General features: G+C 53.2%; 18 protein-coding genes. 10 read left to right on the plus strand and 8 right to left on the minus strand.

Annotation, left to right across the window (positions count from 1 at the left end; translation table 11 throughout):
• Positions 1 to 20: 20 nt before the first annotated feature.
• Together sodC and VI01_RS03440 are read left to right on the plus strand one after the other, a co-directional pair.
• The gene (sodC, locus tag VI01_RS03435) at positions 21 to 539 is read left to right on the plus strand and encodes a superoxide dismutase family protein (RefSeq protein ID WP_034821608.1); all 519 of its coding nucleotides are present in this window, start codon (positions 21 to 23) and stop codon (positions 537 to 539) included.
• A 134-nt stretch (positions 540 to 673) separates the two neighbouring features.
• Positions 674 to 1,141: a hypothetical protein gene (locus VI01_RS03440; RefSeq protein WP_038647270.1), complete on the plus strand. Its 468-nt coding sequence runs from the start codon at positions 674 to 676 to the stop codon at positions 1,139 to 1,141.
• Here the strand turns inward: VI01_RS03440 and VI01_RS03445 are convergent, their stop codons facing one another.
• Genes VI01_RS03445 through VI01_RS03455 form a run of 3 tightly spaced genes read right to left on the minus strand, consistent with a single transcriptional unit; the run spans position 1,142 to position 4,250 of the window.
• Positions 1,142 to 3,142 carry an FUSC family protein gene (locus VI01_RS03445; protein WP_045813984.1) on the minus strand — a complete coding sequence of 667 codons (2,001 nt, stop codon included), beginning with the start codon at positions 3,140 to 3,142 and terminating at the stop codon, positions 1,142 to 1,144.
• 7 nt (positions 3,143 to 3,149) lie between these two features.
• Entirely contained in the window at positions 3,150 to 4,007 is an 858-nt protein-coding gene (locus VI01_RS03450; RefSeq protein ID WP_038647266.1) for an HlyD family secretion protein, read from the minus strand.
• Positions 4,008 to 4,013: 6 nt separating this feature from the next.
• Entirely contained in the window at positions 4,014 to 4,250 is a 237-nt protein-coding gene (locus VI01_RS03455; protein ID WP_038647264.1) for a DUF1656 domain-containing protein, read from the minus strand.
• A gap of 152 nt (positions 4,251 to 4,402) precedes the next feature.
• Between VI01_RS03455 and slyA the strand changes: the two genes are divergently transcribed.
• Positions 4,403 to 4,840: a transcriptional regulator SlyA gene (slyA, locus tag VI01_RS03460; RefSeq protein WP_034821588.1), complete on the plus strand. Its 438-nt coding sequence runs from the start codon at positions 4,403 to 4,405 to the stop codon at positions 4,838 to 4,840.
• A 41-nt stretch (positions 4,841 to 4,881) separates the two neighbouring features.
• On the opposite strand, the gene slyB is transcribed toward slyA, so the two are convergent.
• Positions 4,882 to 5,349: an outer membrane lipoprotein SlyB gene (gene slyB / locus VI01_RS03465; RefSeq protein ID WP_045813985.1), complete on the minus strand. Its 468-nt coding sequence runs from the start codon at positions 5,347 to 5,349 to the stop codon at positions 4,882 to 4,884.
• 285 nt (positions 5,350 to 5,634) lie between these two features.
• Here slyB and anmK point away from each other — a divergent pair, with 285 nt between their 5' ends.
• From anmK to pdxY, 5 genes are all read left to right on the plus strand, one after another.
• Positions 5,635 to 6,756, plus strand: coding sequence for an anhydro-N-acetylmuramic acid kinase (gene anmK / locus VI01_RS03470; RefSeq protein WP_045813986.1), 1,122 nt, complete (start codon positions 5,635 to 5,637; stop codon positions 6,754 to 6,756).
• Positions 6,757 to 6,766: 10 nt separating this feature from the next.
• Positions 6,767 to 7,096, plus strand: a complete 330-nt coding sequence (locus VI01_RS03475; RefSeq protein ID WP_038647260.1) for an MliC family protein — start codon at positions 6,767 to 6,769, stop codon at positions 7,094 to 7,096.
• Positions 7,097 to 7,110: 14 nt separating this feature from the next.
• A complete protein-coding gene (gene pdxH, locus VI01_RS03480) occupies positions 7,111 to 7,767 on the plus strand; it encodes a pyridoxamine 5'-phosphate oxidase (RefSeq protein WP_045813987.1) in 657 nt (218 codons plus the stop codon).
• Positions 7,768 to 7,906: 139 nt separating this feature from the next.
• Complete coding sequence (tyrS, locus tag VI01_RS03485; RefSeq protein ID WP_045813988.1) at positions 7,907 to 9,181, plus strand: tyrosine--tRNA ligase; 1,275 nt, start codon at positions 7,907 to 7,909, stop codon at positions 9,179 to 9,181.
• Between the two features lie 54 nt (positions 9,182 to 9,235).
• On the plus strand, positions 9,236 to 10,096 hold the full coding sequence (pdxY, locus tag VI01_RS03490) for a pyridoxal kinase PdxY (protein WP_045813989.1): 861 nt from the start codon (positions 9,236 to 9,238) through the stop codon (positions 10,094 to 10,096).
• An 88-nt stretch (positions 10,097 to 10,184) separates the two neighbouring features.
• Here the strand turns inward: pdxY and gstA are convergent, their stop codons facing one another.
• From gstA to dtpA, 3 genes are all read right to left on the minus strand, one after another.
• Positions 10,185 to 10,790 (minus strand): glutathione transferase GstA, encoded by a 606-nt coding sequence (gene gstA, locus VI01_RS03495; RefSeq protein WP_197079560.1) that lies wholly within the window; start codon positions 10,788 to 10,790, stop codon positions 10,185 to 10,187.
• A 74-nt stretch (positions 10,791 to 10,864) separates the two neighbouring features.
• Entirely contained in the window at positions 10,865 to 11,773 is a 909-nt protein-coding gene (locus tag VI01_RS03500) for a LysR family transcriptional regulator (RefSeq protein ID WP_038647250.1), read from the minus strand.
• 156 nt (positions 11,774 to 11,929) lie between these two features.
• The gene (gene dtpA / locus VI01_RS03505) at positions 11,930 to 13,438 is read right to left on the minus strand and encodes a dipeptide/tripeptide permease DtpA (protein WP_045813990.1); all 1,509 of its coding nucleotides are present in this window, start codon (positions 13,436 to 13,438) and stop codon (positions 11,930 to 11,932) included.
• A gap of 652 nt (positions 13,439 to 14,090) precedes the next feature.
• Here dtpA and VI01_RS03510 point away from each other — a divergent pair.
• Complete coding sequence (locus VI01_RS03510; protein WP_045813991.1) at positions 14,091 to 14,780, plus strand: CTP synthase; 690 nt, start codon at positions 14,091 to 14,093, stop codon at positions 14,778 to 14,780.
• A 32-nt stretch (positions 14,781 to 14,812) separates the two neighbouring features.
• Here VI01_RS03510 and VI01_RS03515 read toward each other — a convergent pair whose 3' ends face one another.
• Positions 14,813 to 15,841, minus strand: a complete 1,029-nt coding sequence (locus VI01_RS03515; RefSeq protein WP_369801856.1) for a zinc-dependent alcohol dehydrogenase family protein — start codon at positions 15,839 to 15,841, stop codon at positions 14,813 to 14,815.
• Between the two features lie 1,180 nt (positions 15,842 to 17,021).
• On the opposite strand from VI01_RS03515, the gene VI01_RS03520 reads away from it, so the two are divergent.
• Positions 17,022 to 17,465, plus strand: a 444-nt coding sequence (locus tag VI01_RS03520; protein ID WP_231638447.1) for a contractile injection system protein, VgrG/Pvc8 family, incomplete at its 3' end; no start/stop codon positions are given.

A 17,465-nucleotide genomic window follows, 5' to 3' on the forward strand; every position in this document is an offset into this window, starting at 1 on the left:
TTCAACCGTAAGGAGACGTTATGAAGAAAATCCTCATCGCCACGCTGGCGTTGGTTTGTGCTGCTGGGGCACAGGCCGCCTCTGAAGAGGTGACCTTGCATGAGGTCACCGCACAGGGTATCGGGGCAGCCATTGGTAAAGTCACTATCAGTGAAACGCCGTATGGTTTGCAGTTTGCTCCCGCGCTGACGGGCCTTAAACCGGGTATCCACGGTTTCCATGTGCATGCCAAAGGCAGCTGTGAGCCAGGGCAATCAGATGGCAAAACCGTTGCGGCCGGCGCAGCGGGTGGGCATCTGGATCCACAAAATACCGGTAAACATCTTGGACCTTACGCCGATGGCCATTTGGGCGATCTGCCTGCCCTGTATGTCACTGATGATGGCAAGGCCGATTATCCCGTGGTTGCGCCACGAATTAAATCGCTGAGCGAAGTTAAAGGTAAGGCATTGATGGTCCATGTGGGTGGCGATAATCATGCTGACCATCCACAACCGTTAGGCGGAGGCGGTGCCCGATTTGCCTGCGGTGTGATTTAACGTTCTGGACGGCAGGCCATCTGCCGTCTGCCTCTTTTCAATGCCGGAAAAATTCTGACCCACTTTCCCGCTTCACTCCGCGCGATATCCGTCCTAGGATGTTGATTCAGGAATAGAACCTCTCAGGGGCAGGAATGAAAACGCGTGGGATTTTGCTGTTATGTGTATTACTCGCGGGATGTGATCAACCCAACGAAACGCAGTTGAGATTAGATACCAGCCGCCAGTTACAGCGCACCATTGACACCAACCCACTGCGTGCAAGTTGCGAAGATATCGCCCGCGGTCGGGAATGGCTGACCCCGCACACGCTTGAGCGTTTACAGGCGCAGGGTTGTCAGAATGTGTTGCGCAGTGCCACTGAAACCAATTTCCTGCACACCGAATTTTTTCATCGTTCGTTAACCACCGTGTGTGGCTCAATCCGCGGCAAAAGCTTCACTGGTACGTTTCTCGATCGTCGCTTTATCTATTCGTATGAAGAGCGATACCTGGTGATTGAGCCGATGACCGAGCAAGATAAAACCCGTTTTGAAGGGCACAAAACCTTGCAGCAGCTGCAGGACGATTTCAACCGTCAGACCACGCAGTATTGCCAGTAATCAATCCGGCACCGCCTGACTCAGTTGCGCCAATGAGCAGCGCAGACGCCATAAAATGCCTGCCAGTGTATTGGCCTCGCTATCAGGCTGCTGCTCAAGTTGCGCAATCATACTCTCCAGCTCATCGAGCGTGGCCTGCAACGAGGTGTGGCGCACGCCGCGCAGGCTCATAATCCGTTGTAAATCCTGCAAGCTACTATCGCGCATTTGCGCCAGAGTGCCTGAAGCGGGTCGCCATTCGCGTAATTGCCAAACGATGTGAGAACAGTTGAGCAGTACCACGCCCCAGCGCAGCAGCCAGACACGCGCCTGTTCATCACGACTATTGCTCAACTGACTGATGTGATGATAAATCTGCGATTCAAAGTGGCTTTCGCTCCTGCGGGGATGTCGTCGCAGCTGGTCCAGAAACGCATCACGTAACGCGCGAATATGCCGACGGCTGCGGCGTGCATCGGAGCTGGGACGCAGTATCTGAAAAGCCATCCATGCCAGCAGTACGCCATACACTTTTGCCAGGTTATCATTGAGGAAGCTTTGATAATCCCAGTCTGGCGGATTGGTGACGGCAATAAAGGAACCCATAAAAACAATAAATTGCCCCCACATTCCCGCGCGTTTTTTCTGCTGTAGCTTAAATAGTTGCAAGGTCATCAGCAGCGGAAACAGCACCAGCAGAAATTGCCACAGAGCGCTGATCTGCACCATCAACCCGTATTGTAATAAAAAACTAAACAGCGACAGCCACAACAGGGTTTTCAGCAGCAGTGATACGCTGCCGCTGGGAGAGGGTGCGGAAGAGTAAAGCACGCAGGCAATGGCCGTCAGCGTTAATGCTGCCGCGCCTGCATCCCATTGCGTGCCAATCCAGAATGCGCAGCCCAGCATGATAACGCTGAAAGTGCGTAACGCACTCCAGCCGGCTTCGGCGCTGTCACTTTCACGTGCCAGTGAGGGCACTTTCGGGGGTTGAAAGCGTGTATCGGCATCAGCGCGTTCAATCAAACGTATCCAGCGATTGACGTTGAGGTAAACCCAACAGAAGTAGCGCAGACGCTGAACAAAGGCGCGCTGACGATAATCGCCGGTGGCTTCTGGTGTCACGCTGCGCAATATCCGCGCCAGGCGATATTTATCACACTGCGGTAATGCCAGTTCATGTAACAACTGCTGAATGGCGGTGTAGAGTTCCGGGGGCGCGTCCGGCCAGTTAAGCAGCATGCGGCGCAGACTGGAGAGGACACTGGTCAATCGTAACTGCTGATGCAAAACGTAATTAAGCACGTTGTTCTGACGGCGATAGCGGTAGTGACTCCAGAATGCCTGAATACGCAAAAGGTTCATGGTGAGAATCTGGCTGATGACATTCTCATGTGCGGTGCGTACGTTGTCAGTACTGCTTTGCTGCAACAGTAATATCGCATGATCGAGCAGACGGGCGTGCATTTGCCGCAGTGAAGTCATCAAGGTGTTGCCATCTGATGTACTGGGCAACACCATCATCATCAGCCCGGCACAAAGAATCCCTGAAATCACCTCGCAAACGCGCGCCTGAGTGATATCCCACAACTGGGTGACATCGGTAATGTTCACGCTGCTGAAGGCGATAATTGCAGCCGTGTACCCGGCCAGTGAGAAGGCGTACGCGACGTTGTTTTGATAGTGGTTGGCGATCCAGGTACAAAACGCCAGCCAGCCGGCCATGAAAAAGGCAAACAACCAGGGCTCGTTGAGCGTATGCCCGGCAATCAGCAGTGCGGCGGTGGCACCGAGCAGGCTGCCCACAATTCGGCCCAGACTTTTACTGATCGCCCCGCCCACGGTCGGGAAACTCACCACGGCAGCGGATGTCATCGCCCAATAAGGTTCATCCAGTTGCAGCGCGTACGCGATCGTCAGTGCCAGGCACATCGCAATCGCATTACGCAAGGCATAACGCCATTGGCCGCCGGTTGCTTTAATCCACGGCAGATTTTGCCAGGCCAGCCATTGCAAATTCATGGCGGCCTCAATGCGCGATGGAAATCGTGCAGGTGGTACCCGCCACCAGCGGAACATCATCCGGTATGGCTGCTAATCGAATGCGCACCGGCACGCGCTGGGCCAGACGCACCCACGGCACATTGGGTTTAATGTCCGGTACTAATCCGCTGTCCGTCGCAACGCTCTGATCGTAGATGGCGCGACCGATGCTCTCGACTTTGCCCTGTAAGCGAGCACCGTTGCTGTAGAGCACGATTTGCGCGTCTGCGCCGGGCTGAATGTGACGCAGTTTGGTCTCTTCGAAGTAGCCCATCACATAGTAGGAGTGACTATCCACCAGTGCGAACAGCGGCGTTCCGGCGGTGGCGTAGTTACCGGGACGCAGCGTCAGGTTGCTGATCCAACCGTCGGTGGGCGCGGTCAGGGTGGTTTGTTGCAGATTCCAGCGCGCCTGATCCAGACTTGCCTGCGCAGCTTTAGCGGTGGCTGCGGCGGCGTTCGCCGTCAGTCGCGCCGCGTCCATATCTTCTGCTGAGATCACATTACGTGGCAGGCTGGCACGGCGATTGGCCTCATGTTGAGCTTTAGCCAAATCGGATTGGGCCTTCGCCAACTGGGCATCCGCATTATCGAGGGCGATTTGCCAGGGAACCGGATCAATCTTCAGTAAGGTGTCACCTTTATGTACAAACTGGTTGTCTTGTACCTTTAGATCAATGATGCGTCCTGAGACTTCAGGAGTGATATCCACCAGCTCCGCGCGTACTTTGCCATCACGCGTCCACGGTGATTGCATGTAGTAGTTCCACATCCACCAGCCGGCAATCAGGGCCAGGGCAAACACCACCAACGTTGAAAAATATTTAAAAGGGTTGAATTTCATGGTGATTTATCCGAGGCTCAGTATCCACAGTGCGCCCGTGACGCACAAAACAAACAGGGAAAGATCCATCAAGGTGGGATGCCAGATGTCGCCGGAATACATCCAGCCGCGCAGCAAGGGGTGAATCAGTAACCAGAAAAAGAATCCCAGCAGCACAGCTTTAAACAGCGGCGGAAAGAACAGCGAGGCACCGAATACCAGGTCGGTTAGCGGAGCAGTGGCGGAAAGTGCGGTAATGGACACGTGTCTTCATCCTTCATTGTCCCAGGTTCTCTCTCAAACTAGCGTAGAAGAGAGCGTGCCGTCTGGCCTGGGATTTGTAATTTGTCCTGTAAACTCGCAGAATAGTGTAAAATCTGGCTTGATAGCTAGCAAGCTAATTATAAGGAGATGAAATGGATACGCCCCTCGGTACAGACCTGTCTCGGCTGGTACGCATCTGGCGTGCCTTGATTGACCAGCGTTTGAAGCCGCTTGAGTTGACACAAACGCATTGGGTGACGTTACACAATATTCATCAACTTCCGCCAGAGCAGTCGCAAATCCAGCTGGCAAAAGCCATTGGTATTGAACAACCTTCATTAGTGCGTACGCTGGATCAGTTGGAAGAGAAGGGATTAATTACGCGTGCCACCTGCGCTAACGACCGTCGTGCCAAACGCATTAAGCTGACGAAGCAGGCCGAGCCGATTATCGAGCAGGTTGAAAATGTGATTGATGCTACCCGCGATGACATCCTTTCGGGCATCAGCCTCGAAGAGATTAATCAAATGGTCACGCTAATTGCTCGACTGGAAAAAAACATTCTCGAGTTCCAGAACCGCGAGAAATAAAAAAACCGACGCGCTGGCGTCGGTTTTTTTTATCTGTTCGCTTAGCGTGGTGAAACGGTCACCTGGCTGCCATTCGACGCCATGACGACGCGCTGACCCACTGAGTAACGGGTTGCGGCCTGCTTCTGCACCACCATGATGGTGTTGCCATCGTCTTTACGGATTTCCAGCTCAACACCGTCAGACTTGTTGACCGCACCCTGCACGCCCTGGCCTGCTACGCCGCCGAGTACTGCACCACCTGCCGTAGCCAGACTACGACCGGTACCGCCACCAATGGTGTTACCGAGGAAACCACCCAGTACCGCACCACCAATTGCGCCAATCACGTTATTTTCATCGCCACCCTGGATTTTAACCGGGCGAACCGACACCAGAGTACCGTATGAGACACTTTGTACTTGTTTGGCTTCATTGGCGCTATACACATCACCGGAAAGGGTGTCATTGCTGACACAACCTGCCAGCGTCAGGCCGGTCAGTGCCACGGCTACTAAACGCTTAATCATCAGAAAGCTCCTTAATGCAAAAAAACGCCATGTTCTCGTCCTCTACAGCAAGAGTATAAGACAGAAAGCTGGCAATTGACTCTATGTCCAAATAATACGCGGCTGAGGCGAAGGATAGACCATTGCCCCTCAACAAAAATTCAATTTCGTGCTGAAAATATTTTATCGCTGAAATGCCGTGTGCTGTGCGGTTGAAAAGCGGAATTTTATCATAGAATTAGCCGCTGATATTTGCCAGGCTAAACAGAATCGTATTGCAGACTCGCGCGTGGGTAAGGAACCGCTATGAAATCAGGACGCTATATTGGTGTGATGTCCGGCACCAGCCTCGACGGGGTAGATGTCGTACTGGCGGTCATTGATGAGCATATGGTGGCGCAGCAGGCCAGCTATTGCCACCCGATGCCGCAGGAAATTCGTCAACAGGTGCTGGCGATCTGTCAGGGTCAATCGCTGACCCTGTCGCAACTGGGTCAGTTGGATACCCGTCTAGGCAAACTGTTTGCAGAAGCGGTATTAACGCTGATGCAGCAGCAATCGCTGGAAGCCAATGACATCATGGCCATCGGTTGCCATGGGCAGACCGTGTGGCATGAGCCGCAAAGCGACGCCCCGAATACGCTACAGATTGGGGACAGCAATCAAATCGCCGCAGCCACGGGGATTACCGTGGTGGCCGATTTTCGTCGTCGCGACATGGCCTTAGGCGGACAAGGCGCGCCACTGGTTCCCGCGTTCCATCAGGCGCTGCTGATGGACAGCGTTGAACGGCGTATGGTGCTCAACATTGGCGGTATTGCCAATCTGTCATTGTTGATTCCCGGCCAGCCGGTGCGTGGGTTTGATACCGGGCCTGGCAATATGCTGATTGATGCCTGGATTTGGCGCCATAAGGGCTTGCCCTATGATAAAGATGCCAGCTGGGCGCGCAGTGGTCAGATCGTGCCTGCACTGCTGGATGAAATGCTTAACGACCCCTGGTTCGCGCTGCCGCCACCGAAAAGTACCGGTCGTGAGTATTTCAATCTCGGCTGGGTTGAACGTCAATTGCAGCGTTTCCCGGCGCTGGCACCGCAGGATGTGCAGGCCACACTCAGTGAACTCACCGCCCTGACCATTGCTCAGCAAGTTCAGCTCAATGATGGCTGCGATCGCCTGCTGGTGTGTGGTGGCGGCAGTCGCAACCCATTGCTGATGGCACGGCTGGCGGCCCATTTGCCGGGAACAGAAGTGGGGACGACGGATGACGCCGGGATCAGTGGTGATGATATGGAAGCGTTGGCCTTCGCCTGGCTGGCGTTTCGCACCTTGTCCGGTTTGCCAGGTAATTTACCTGCCGTCACCGGTGCACGGGAAATGAGTGTATTGGGTGCCATTTATCCGGCGAATGCCCGATTGACACGTTAAGGAGTGAAAGATGAAAAAAATCGTTATTCTGTTGAGCTGTGTCGTCACGATGAGTGGCTGCGGCATGATGCACAAAGAGCAGCCGACACCACAGACATTGCGCTATCAATGCGGCACGTTACCGTTAACGGTGACACTGGACAATCCGAAGCAGCAGGTTAGCTTTATTCTGGATGGTAAACCGCTCACCTTAACCCAAACCGTATCGGCCTCGGGCGCGCGTTACAGCGACGGCACTTATGTCTTCTGGTCTAAAGGCAATGGCGCTTTTGTTGAGCGTAATGACAAAATCGTGATTAATGACTGTGAATTGCAAAATGCGGATGCGTCCGCCCAGTAACGAAGAGAATCAGCATGAGCGACAGTGACAGCTTGCAAAACATTGCCCATTTACGTCGTGAGTACACGCGCGGCGGGCTTAGACGTAACGATCTGCCAGACAATCCGCTAGCATTGTTTGAACATTGGCTCAAGCAGGCGTGCGATGCCCAACTGCCCGATCCAACAGCAATGACCGTCGCCACCGTTGACAGCAGCGGCCAGCCTTATCAGCGTATTGTGTTGCTGAAACATTACGATGAACAAGGCATGGTGTTTTACACCAATCTGGGCAGCCGCAAAGCGCTGCAGCTGGCGGACAATCCGCGCATCTCGCTGCATTTCCCATGGCACTTCCTTGAACGCCAGGTGATGGTGTTAGGGGAAGTGGAAAAACTGTCGCCACTGGAAGTGCTGAAATACTTTAGCAGCCGTCCGCGTGACAGCCAGATCGGCGCCTGGGTGTCGAAGCAGTCGAGCCGAATTTCGGCGCGCGGCGTGCTGGAAGGCAAATTCCTCGAGCTGAAGCAGAAATTCCAGCAGGGTGAGGTGCCTTTACCCAGTTTCTGGGGCGGATATCGCGTTAAATTCCACACCGTGGAGTTCTGGCAGGGCGGCGAACATCGCCTGCACGATCGCTTCCTTTACCAGCGTGAAGCCGATGGCTGGACTATTGACCGTTTAGCCCCGTAAAACTGCGTTTTACCCCCTTTCAACGCTGGCGCAGTTGGCGTCAGCGCTTTATGCTATAGCCCTCATTTTTTTCGTATCCGCATCTCAGCGGAAAGCTGTGTACCAGCCTAGGTGCAGTCTGATCAATTTGGAGTCAGTGATGACCAGCAGTAACCTGATACAACAATTGCAAGAAAGGGGCTTAGTCGCCCAGGTAACGGACGAGGAAGCGTTAGCAGAGCGACTGGCGCAAGGGCCAATTGCACTCTATTGCGGCTTCGATCCGACCGCTGATAGCTTGCATTTGGGCCATCTGGTGCCGCTGCTCTGCCTGAAACGTTTTCAGGACGCCGGACACAAGCCGGTCGCGCTGGTGGGTGGTGCCACCGGTCTGATTGGCGATCCCAGCTTTAAAGCAGCAGAACGTAAACTTAACACCGCGGATACCGTGGGCGAATGGGTTGAGAAGATCCGCAACCAGGTTGCGCCTTTCCTCAGCTTCGACTGCGGCGATAACAGTGCTATCGCAGCGAACAACTACGACTGGTTTGGCGGCATGAACGTGCTGACCTTCCTGCGTGACATCGGTAAGCACTTCTCGGTGAACCAGATGATCAACCGCGAAGCGGTGAAACAGCGTCTGAACCGTGAAGATCAGGGTATTTCTTACACCGAATTCTCCTACAACCTGCTGCAGGGTTACGACTTTGCGGAACTGAACAAGCGTCACGATGTGGTGCTGCAGATTGGCGGTTCCGACCAGTGGGGCAACATCACGTCAGGTATCGATCTGACGCGCCGTCTGCATCAGCAGCAGGCATGGGGCTTGACCGTTCCGCTGATCACCAAATCTGATGGCACCAAATTCGGTAAAACCGAAGGTGGCGCAGTGTGGCTCGATGCGAAGAAAACCAGCCCATACAAGTTCTACCAGTTCTGGATCAACACCGCCGATGCTGACGTCTATCGCTTCCTGAAGTTTTTCACCTTTATGAGCATTGAAGAGATCAATGCGCTGGAAGAGGAAGACAAAAACAGCGGTAAAGCGCCACGCGCGCAGTATGTGCTGGCAGAGCAGGTGACGCGTCTGGTGCACGGTGAAGCCGGTCTGACAGCCGCTAAGCGTATTACCGACAGCCTGTTCTCCGGCAGCCTGACCGAGATGACTGAAGCGGACTTCGAACAGCTGGCGCAGGACGGTATGCCGGTGATTAATCTGAATGCAGAAGATGACCTGCAACAGGCGTTGGTGGCGGCAGAGCTGGTGCCTTCGCGCGGTCAGGCTCGCACCATGATCGGTTCCAACGCCGTGTCTCTCAACGGTGAAAAACAATCTGACGCCGAGTATCGTTTCAGCGACAGCGACAAACTGTTTGGTCGCTTCACGCTGTTGCGTCGCGGTAAAAAACACTACTGCCTGATTAACTGGCAGTAAGGTTCGAGGGCCGGTTTCCGGCCCTTTTTTATGGCAAGGCAGTACAGGGCAATAATGAAAAATATCCTCGCAATCCAATCACATGTGGTTTACGGCCACGCCGGTAACAGCGCCGCCGAATTCCCGATGCGTCGTATGGGCGCAAACGTTTGGCCGTTGAACACCGTACAGTTCTCCAATCACACGCAATATGGTCACTGGACCGGCACTGTAATGCCTGCCACGCATCTCACCGACATCGTCAAAGGCATTGCGGCGATTGACCGTCTGAAGACCTGTGATGCAGTGCTGAGCGGTTATTTAGGGTCTGCCGAGCAGGGCGAGCAGATTCTGGAGATCGTGCGTCAGGTGAAAGCCGCCAACCCGAACGCCTGGTTCTTCTGCGATCCGGTGATGGGCCATCCCGAGAAGGGCTGCATCGTGGCGCCTGGCGTTGCGGAATTCCATTGCAAGATGGCAATGCCGGCCAGCGATATTATCGCACCGAATCTGCTGGAGCTGGAAATGCTCAGTGGCCATGAAGTGGCAAATGTTGAGCAGGCGGTAGTGGCGGCACGCGCGTTAGTGGCGCAAGGGCCGAAAGTGGTGCTGGTGAAGCATCTGGCGCGTGCTGGTCGTCGCAGCGATCGGTTTGAAATGCTGCTGGTCACCGCTGATGAGTGCTGGCACATCAGCCGTCCGCTGGTGGACTTTGGTGTCCGTCAGCCGGTGGGCGTGGGCGATTTGACCAGTGGTTTACTGCTGGTCGATCTGTTGCACGGCAAATCGTTGCAGGATGCGCTGGAGCACGTTACCGCAGCGGTTTATGAAGTGATGCTGAAAACCCATGAGATGGGCGAGTACGAGTTGCAACTGGTCGCGGCACAGGACGCGATTGCGCAACCGACTCAGCACTTTGCCGCCGAGAAGCTGTAAAGCATACACCGCGCAGATCAAGCGGGCGACCACCCGGTTGCCTGCTGACAGCATGAATAACAGGCGCACAGGGTGCGCCTGTCTATTGTTAAACCAAACCTTCCGCTTTCAACGCCGCTTGCACCGCTGGACGTTCTGCCACACGGTTGAACCAGGCTTCCAGCGCGGCTAACCCGCTCAGATCCAGCTTGATGGCTTTTGCCCAACGTGTAACCACAAACAGATAGACATCGGCCACGGTATAACGCAGACCCATCAACCACTGTTTGTCTTGCAGCGCTTCATTCACAACCTGATATTTCTTCTCTAACTGCGCCCGCACAATGGCTTTGTACTCTTCCGGGGTATCCGGACGGAACAGCGGTGAGAAGGTTTTATGCAGTTCACTGCTGACAAAGCTCAGCCATTCAATGGTGTGGTAGCGCGTCAGGCTCCCGGTGGGTGCCAGCAGATTGCGGTCTGGCTTCAGATCCGCCAGATACTGCACAATAGCAACGCCTTCGGTTAACAAACTGCCGTCATCAAATTGCAGCGCAGGAACCTGTCCTTTGGGGTTAATCTGCCAGTAATCGTCTCCCTGCTCGGTGACCTTTTTCTGCAGATCAACATTGACCTGGGTAAAGTCCAACCCGCATTCACGCGCAACAATATGCGGTGACAGCGAACAGGCACCGGGCTTGCAATAGAGTTTCATCATGGCTTCTCCTGGAAGTGTGGTTGTGATCGAAACAGCATAAAACTGCTAAATAAAAATACCAGTGACAGTGATCAGGAATCCGGCGCTGCCTTTGGCTTTTCTGCAACGAAGCAGGGTAGCGAAGGCAGCTGTTCAAGCGCAAATTCCCAGAACTGTCGTACTTTTGGCGTCATATTTTTTACCCGCTGAGTCACCAGTTGCACCGGTAGCGGCGCAGGTTCCCACTCAGGTAATAAGTGGATCAGTCTGCCCTCGCGCAGATCTCCCAGCACCTGATATGACAGCAAACGGCCAATCCCCTGGCCGCCGCGCAGCGTTTCCAGCTGGCTTTCAATGTCGTTGACGCGCAATCGCGGCAGGATCCGCACGCGCAAGTCCTGGGCAAAGCGCCATTCTCGCGTGTGCCGCAGGCTGGTGATCACTGCATGCTGAGTGAGTTCACTGGGATGTGAGGGGGCCCCGGCGCGTTGTAAATAATCGGGACTGGCCACCAGGGTAGAACGTACGCTGCCCACCTTACGTGCCACCATCGAGGAATCCTGCAGTTCGCCGATGCGCAGGGCGATATCCAGGCCATTTTCAATTAAATCCTGATAGCTGTCGCTCAACACCACTTCAATCTGCATCTCGGGATGTTGCTGTAAGAAGGCATTCACCAGCGGCATGATGTGAAGGCGGCCGAATGGCACGGGGGCGGTAATGCGCAGGAGTCCTTGTAAGCCGCTGTGATGCGCGCTGTCCAGTGCGCTGTGGTAATCACTTAATAACTGTCGCGCCTGTTCGAACAGACGCCAGCCCGCTTCTGTGGGTGCCAGCTGTCGTGTCGTGCGCTCTATCAGGGTGGTGCCGAGACGGGATTCAAGTGCGCTTAATGTGCGGGTAATCACCGGTGGGGATCGTTGTAACAGACGTGCGGCGCCCGCCAGGCTGCCTTGCTGAATCACTGCGACAAACACCTGAAGTTCTTCGAATCGATCCATGACGATGACCGCTTGCTTAACAAGAAGCCGTCATCATGCGGGTTATGGGATAAAAAGCGAAGCACTGACCGCAGGAAACGTTAAAGCGAGGGAAAGAAATGCGTTACAGGAAATAAAAAAGCCGGGCGTTGGCCCGGCTTCGTGACATCACATCCATTACTGATTCGCGTTGGCGCTTTTCAGTTCAGGCTGTGTAGCATCATTCTGCGTCATGCGGTTGAGCAGTGGCGCGGTGATCAGCATCAGAATGGCGATCACACCGGTAGCAATACCAATCTGCTGGAACACATGGCTGTATACCTCCAGCGAAGCATGCGGATCGGTCACATCATTTGGCACGGCCATCAGATTAGCCACTTTACCGGCAATCATTGCGGCACCCGCCGTGGTCAGGAACCATGAGCCCATGATGAAGCCCATCAGACGCTGTGGGACTAACTGTGCCACCATCGCCAGGCCGAGACCGGAAATCATCAATTCGCCCACGCTCTGCAGTGCATAGCTGATGATCAACCAGTTCACCGAAACGATACCGGCATCGTTAGCGAATTTGGCACCAAACGGCAGCACCAGGAAGGCTGCAGAGCAGAGCACCATACCAATCGCGAACTTATGCGGCATCGGCAGTTTGTCGCCCAGCTTGTTATAAACCGCCGCCAGAATCGGGCTGGCCAGCATGATCCAGAACGGGTTCAGCGCCTGGAACTGTTCAGGTTCGAAGGTAATGCCCAGAATGGCATGCTCAACGTTACGAATGGCGAAGAAGTTCAGTGAAGTTGGCATCTGCATGTACAGCACGAAGAACACAATCGCTTCGAGCATTAACAGGAAGGCGACGATCATCTTACGGCGAGCCGCACCCTGCAGCGCAAAAGCTTCTTTCGCGAACACCAGCACGATGCCAATGGCAATCACGCCCAGCGCCATACGTGCAATGCTTTGGTGATGCAACAGCCAGGCCGCAATGGCAACCAGCGCCACCACACCCACCAGCGTCATCAGCAGTTTGCTGACGTTCAGTGGAGCAAAGTCCGGTTTAGAACCGTAGTTTTTCACCAGGCGCTGGCAGAACAGGAAGTTCAGTAAGGTAATCACCAGACCCACCACGGAGAGCGAGAACGCAGCGCCCCAACCGTAATGTGCAGCCAACCACGGTGTCAGCATCATCGAGAACAGAGAACCGATGTTGATCGACATATAGAACATGGTGAATGCACCGTCGATGCGCGGATCATCTTTCTCGTAGCAGGTAGACAGCAAAGAAGAAGGGTTGGCTTTGAACAAGCCACTACCCACGGCAATGGTCGCCATACCTACATACACCATCGCGGTATCATGGCCTGAGAAGGCGATCAGCGCATAGCCGAGTGCCAGCACGATAACGCCGAGCACAATCACACGTTTGGTGCCCAAGACTTTATCGCCCAGCCAGCCGCCAATCGCGACCATGCCGTAAACCAGGGCGCTGAACGAGGTAAACAGGGTAATAGAGTCCGCTTCGGACATCCCCAACTGTTTCACCAGGTAAACGGCCATGATGGCTTGCAGACCGTAGTAGCCGAAACGCTCCCACAGTTCGATGGAGAAGATTAGATAAAACGCTTTCGGCTGTTTGAATGCGTTGAGGCTTACTGCCTCGTCAGTGTGTTTGTTTGCAGTTGACACTTGTACCTCAGTTTATACATAGCCTGTTTTGCGACAGGAATTAAGTCTGCGTCGGGCTGAGTAATCCCGCGCAACATTGTTATTAGAAAGGAAAAACGGCGCCTAATTTGGCTGAATCAGACCAACAGGGCAAGCATTTTTTGCACGCTGAAATACTTGTAACAGGTAGGGTTAATGCCGTTATAAGAAGTTGTAAATCAGTGTTAAATATTGCTGTGTGGCATTATATCAGAATAAACGTGTTAACTGGAGATCCCTGGGATCATTTTCCTGATATAAACCGCTTAAGGTCTGTTTTGCAGGATATAACGCTGTAGATGATAATTTATACCAAAATAAAGACCGCATATGCGCACTTACTAAGCACAATTGCTTGATTGTTGAGCGTAATAGGCTGGCTAAAGTTTCCAAATGGCTAATTTGTTGATCCTGCGCACAAAATTACGATTTAATTAAAACCGTAAAAGAAGTAAACGATTGCGTGGTCAACATCCGCCGAGTTAATCACCATAAAGAAGAACATTTAACCTTATATAAAGCATGCATTAACCTAAATGCGCGTTAACGAAAGTGAGTGATACCTCGCTAAAATGCGCTTAGACAGCTCTGTAGGTTTGCTGTAACCTCGTTTTTTCCCTGAAAGGACGTAACCATGACGCAGTCAGTTCGTGTCGCCCTTGTTGGCGATTACCGTGCCAATGCCGTTGCACATCAAGCCATTCCTCCTGCTGTTCAGTTTGCCGCAAAATCTCTCTCGCTCGACGTCACCGCCGACTGGATCGCCACCCCAGACATCAATAAACATCACTGGAACGATTACGATGCCATTTGGGTGGTGCCGGGCAGCCCGTATCTCAACGACGAAGGTGTCTTTGCAACGATCCGCTGGGCGCGTGAAAACCACAAACCGTTCCTCGGTTCGTGTGGCGGTTTTCAGTATGCGGTGGTGGAGTACGCCCGTAACGTGCTGGGCTGGGAAGATGCAGGGCATGCGGAAACCGATGAGGGTGGACGCTGGGTGATTGCGCCGCTGGCCTGTTCACTGGTGGAACAGCGCGGCACGGTGACTTTCGAGCCGGGCTCAAGGATTGCGCAAGCTTACGGCGCGCTGGAAAATGATGAAGGGTATCACTGTAATTTCGGCGTGAACCCGGAATTCAGTGGCGCGCTGGCGACCCATAATCTGAAGATTACGTCGTGGGATTTGGATCGGGACGTGCGCGGTGTTGAACTGACCGATCATCCGTTCTTTGTCGCTACGCTGTTCCAGTCAGAACGGGCGGCGCTGCAAAATCGACTATCACCGCTGGTGGTTGCCTGGCTGCAGGCTGCGGCAAAATAATCGGTTGAAAAGAGAGGCTGCATAGCCTCTCTTCACCGGTCCAGACACAGCATAGGCTTGCGTGACCGCCCTGACTGGTGATAACTCTCGATGGCCGCGCGCCACTCGCTCAACGGAAAAATCTCCACTTCGCCACAATCGCTGTTGCGCAGCAGCGGCCAGAGCGCGAAGAAAAGCTGCTGCCACTGCGCCGCGCCAATATCGCCCAGGGTGTGCCGCGCATGAAACCAGTGCAGCGCCGGACGGTTGGCATTCACTTTTACCGGCGTGCCGCTTAACACACCGTAAGCCACAAACTGTGCGTGCTCAGGTAGCGCTTGCCAGATGAGCTGTCCCACATCGCCACCCACCGCATCAAAAACGATATCTGTTTGTGCACTCACCGCTTTCAGTGTTTCCTGCGCAGTATCCTGCAACGCAGTCAGGCCCAGGGCATGCAACCTTTCTGCATGTGCTGACGCGCGATACACCACCACAACCTGATGTGCACCGTGCAGTTGAGCCCACTGTGCCAGCAAAAGGGCGCAGGCGGATCCACCCGCCGTGATCAGTACGTTTTTACCGCTGACCGGCCATTGCTGCAACATCAGCAAAGCGGCAAGCGGATTGATATAGGCGCGAGCCGCCAGCGTGCTGGGAATGTCCTCTGGCACCGGAATAGCGAGCTGCGGATCGATATCCACATAATGTTGCCAGCAGCCGACGCCGCGCAGCGGCAGCACACGTTGGCCAACCCAATGTTGAAAAGAGAGGGGCGCGGCGATCACCGTACCCACACCTTCGTAACCGGCCACCTGTGGCGGCGCGACACGGTGACGATAAGCACCGGTTATAGGGATCAGGTCAGACGCGTTAATCGGCGCATAGTGCATTTGTACGCGCAACAAGTCAGCGGGACGTGGGGCTAAAGGGGAAGATTCCAGCGTCAGTACATCAGTAGGATCGCCAAACTGCCGATACCACAGCGCAAGATTGCGCTCGATCATCGGTATAGGCTCAGACTTGGGTTTTGGCGTCAAATTGGGATGGTGAAGTCCCAAATAACCATTATTTAATGCCATGAGGTTTTAGCTTAAGGACGATTTCTTTTAATTCTACATGACCACTTTTGCTTTTTTCCATTAATAGCAACCCGTTAATGCATTGGATTATATCCTCTCGCTTAAAGCCCAGACCTGCCGGCATCTCTGATAGAGAGGAAAATGTGTCCCAAACTGAGTGCTATTTGTGAAACAGAGATAGCGGCGACGCATTTCCCCCCTCAACCTCGGCAATGTGTACCGGGCGCAATGTCCACTGCAATCCCCTCCAAAGTAATCTCCAGGTGAAAGTTGTTAGATCTGCTTACTGGTTTTCTCTCATTTAAACGAAGTGACCGCCTGAAAATAAATTTTCTTAAAAATTTTTTTCAGATATTTCTGATTAATTTATGAGCTATCTAACAATGACTTAAAGTCAAATTTAAGAATTTCCTTATACAAATCAGCGATAAACAGTCGTGGCGGACTGTTGATTTAGGTCCGTTAATTACTTTATATTCGCGCACGAACTTACAGGAAAAGTCGGGTCTTAATGCTTTTCTTCACTATTTATACGATTAAATCATGAGTAGGGCTTATCAAGCTGGTGCTTTGAAAGTCCGTTCCAATTTACGCCAGTACCTACACACCGAAGGGGCGCATAAGTCAATCGAGCTTCCCCTCACGTTCATAAGGAGAACCTAAGGGTGGCGATGATTAACCCTGTGATGCACGACATCGAGGGCACTTATAAAAAAGAAGCACAACTACCTGGAGCAGATTGAACTGCGCAGCGAATAAAAACCTGGACTTACAAGGATGTCAAAATCATTCATTCCAATTCCTTGAAGGAACGCGCCTTCGCGTAAGCCCGCGTGGGTGGTTCACTGTCCGCTTTTTCAGAGGTTCGCCTGCGCGCAAATACGCCTCTGAAAAATACACCGATTTACAGATGCCTCAGACCTTATAGGCCTCGGTTAACGGCCAGGGGCGGTAGCGTGCCTGAAACAGAGTGTGAATTTATCAATTTTAGTCGTCGCAGCAATCGTATGACAATCAATGGTGGCGGTTTTTCCCTGTGGAAAAGCATGCGATATCGGTGACGTTAATCCCTGATAGCTTGATAAAGAAGTCAATATCGGCAATCAAGAAATAAAAATATTACTGAAGTTATTCTCTCTGCAATTAGTGGGAGACATAACAATTCGTCATCAAGGAGAGAATGACAATGATCCCCTCTGGCCTAATAGAAAAAACAGCATCGGCAATTTCCTCTACGCTCAATCGTTATTCTTTATTGATTCCAGCCTGCAACTCACCGATTGATGTGGAAAATCTTACGGGCATGGAAGCGCTGAGCGAGAACTACCTCTACAGCGTGATGTTCACCAGCCCGGATAATGACATTTCGCCAGACCGGATGCTGCGCAAAGCGGTCACGCTGACTATGGGCATTGGACTTCTGCAGAAATTCGAATCGCAGAAGATTGTTCACGGTTATATTACCGATTTCCGCCGCCTGACGGGTTCCGCCGACCAGGTCAGTTATCTCATTATTATTGAGCCCCGCTTTGCGCTTCTGGATAAGCAATACCGCACACATCGCTTCTTCGTGAATAAATCCGTGCCGGAAGTCGTCGGCCAGATACTGGATGAGCATGGTTTT

Origin of the sequence: Pantoea sp. SM3 (assembly GCF_000963995.1) — a bacterium.
GTDB classification, from domain to species: domain Bacteria; phylum Pseudomonadota; class Gammaproteobacteria; order Enterobacterales; family Enterobacteriaceae; genus Pantoea; species Pantoea rwandensis_B.

Bases quoted from the DNA above. Each gene is read 5' to 3' on its own strand.
- VI01_RS03515 (WP_369801856.1), bottom strand. From the start codon at position 15,841: ATGGCATTAAATAATGGTTATTTGGGACTTCACCATCCCAATTTGACG.
- pdxH (WP_045813987.1), top strand. From the start codon at position 7,111: ATGAGCGACAGTGACAGCTTGCAAAACATTGCCCATTTACGTCGTGAG.
- gstA (WP_197079560.1), bottom strand. From the start codon at position 10,790: ATGAAACTCTATTGCAAGCCCGGTGCCTGTTCGCTGTCACCGCATATT.
- VI01_RS03450 (WP_038647266.1), bottom strand. From the start codon at position 4,007: ATGAAATTCAACCCTTTTAAATATTTTTCAACGTTGGTGGTGTTTGCC.
- tyrS (WP_045813988.1), top strand. From the start codon at position 7,907: ATGACCAGCAGTAACCTGATACAACAATTGCAAGAAAGGGGCTTAGTC.
- anmK (WP_045813986.1), top strand. From the start codon at position 5,635: ATGAAATCAGGACGCTATATTGGTGTGATGTCCGGCACCAGCCTCGAC.
- slyB (WP_045813985.1), bottom strand. From the start codon at position 5,349: ATGATTAAGCGTTTAGTAGCCGTGGCACTGACCGGCCTGACGCTGGCA.
- VI01_RS03510 (WP_045813991.1), top strand. From the start codon at position 14,091: ATGACGCAGTCAGTTCGTGTCGCCCTTGTTGGCGATTACCGTGCCAAT.
- VI01_RS03475 (WP_038647260.1), top strand. From the start codon at position 6,767: ATGAAAAAAATCGTTATTCTGTTGAGCTGTGTCGTCACGATGAGTGGC.
- VI01_RS03440 (WP_038647270.1), top strand. From the start codon at position 674: ATGAAAACGCGTGGGATTTTGCTGTTATGTGTATTACTCGCGGGATGT.
- pdxY (WP_045813989.1), top strand. From the start codon at position 9,236: ATGAAAAATATCCTCGCAATCCAATCACATGTGGTTTACGGCCACGCC.
- slyA (WP_034821588.1), top strand. From the start codon at position 4,403: ATGGATACGCCCCTCGGTACAGACCTGTCTCGGCTGGTACGCATCTGG.
- sodC (WP_034821608.1), top strand. From the start codon at position 21: ATGAAGAAAATCCTCATCGCCACGCTGGCGTTGGTTTGTGCTGCTGGG.
- VI01_RS03445 (WP_045813984.1), bottom strand. From the start codon at position 3,142: ATGAATTTGCAATGGCTGGCCTGGCAAAATCTGCCGTGGATTAAAGCA.
- VI01_RS03500 (WP_038647250.1), bottom strand. From the start codon at position 11,773: ATGGATCGATTCGAAGAACTTCAGGTGTTTGTCGCAGTGATTCAGCAA.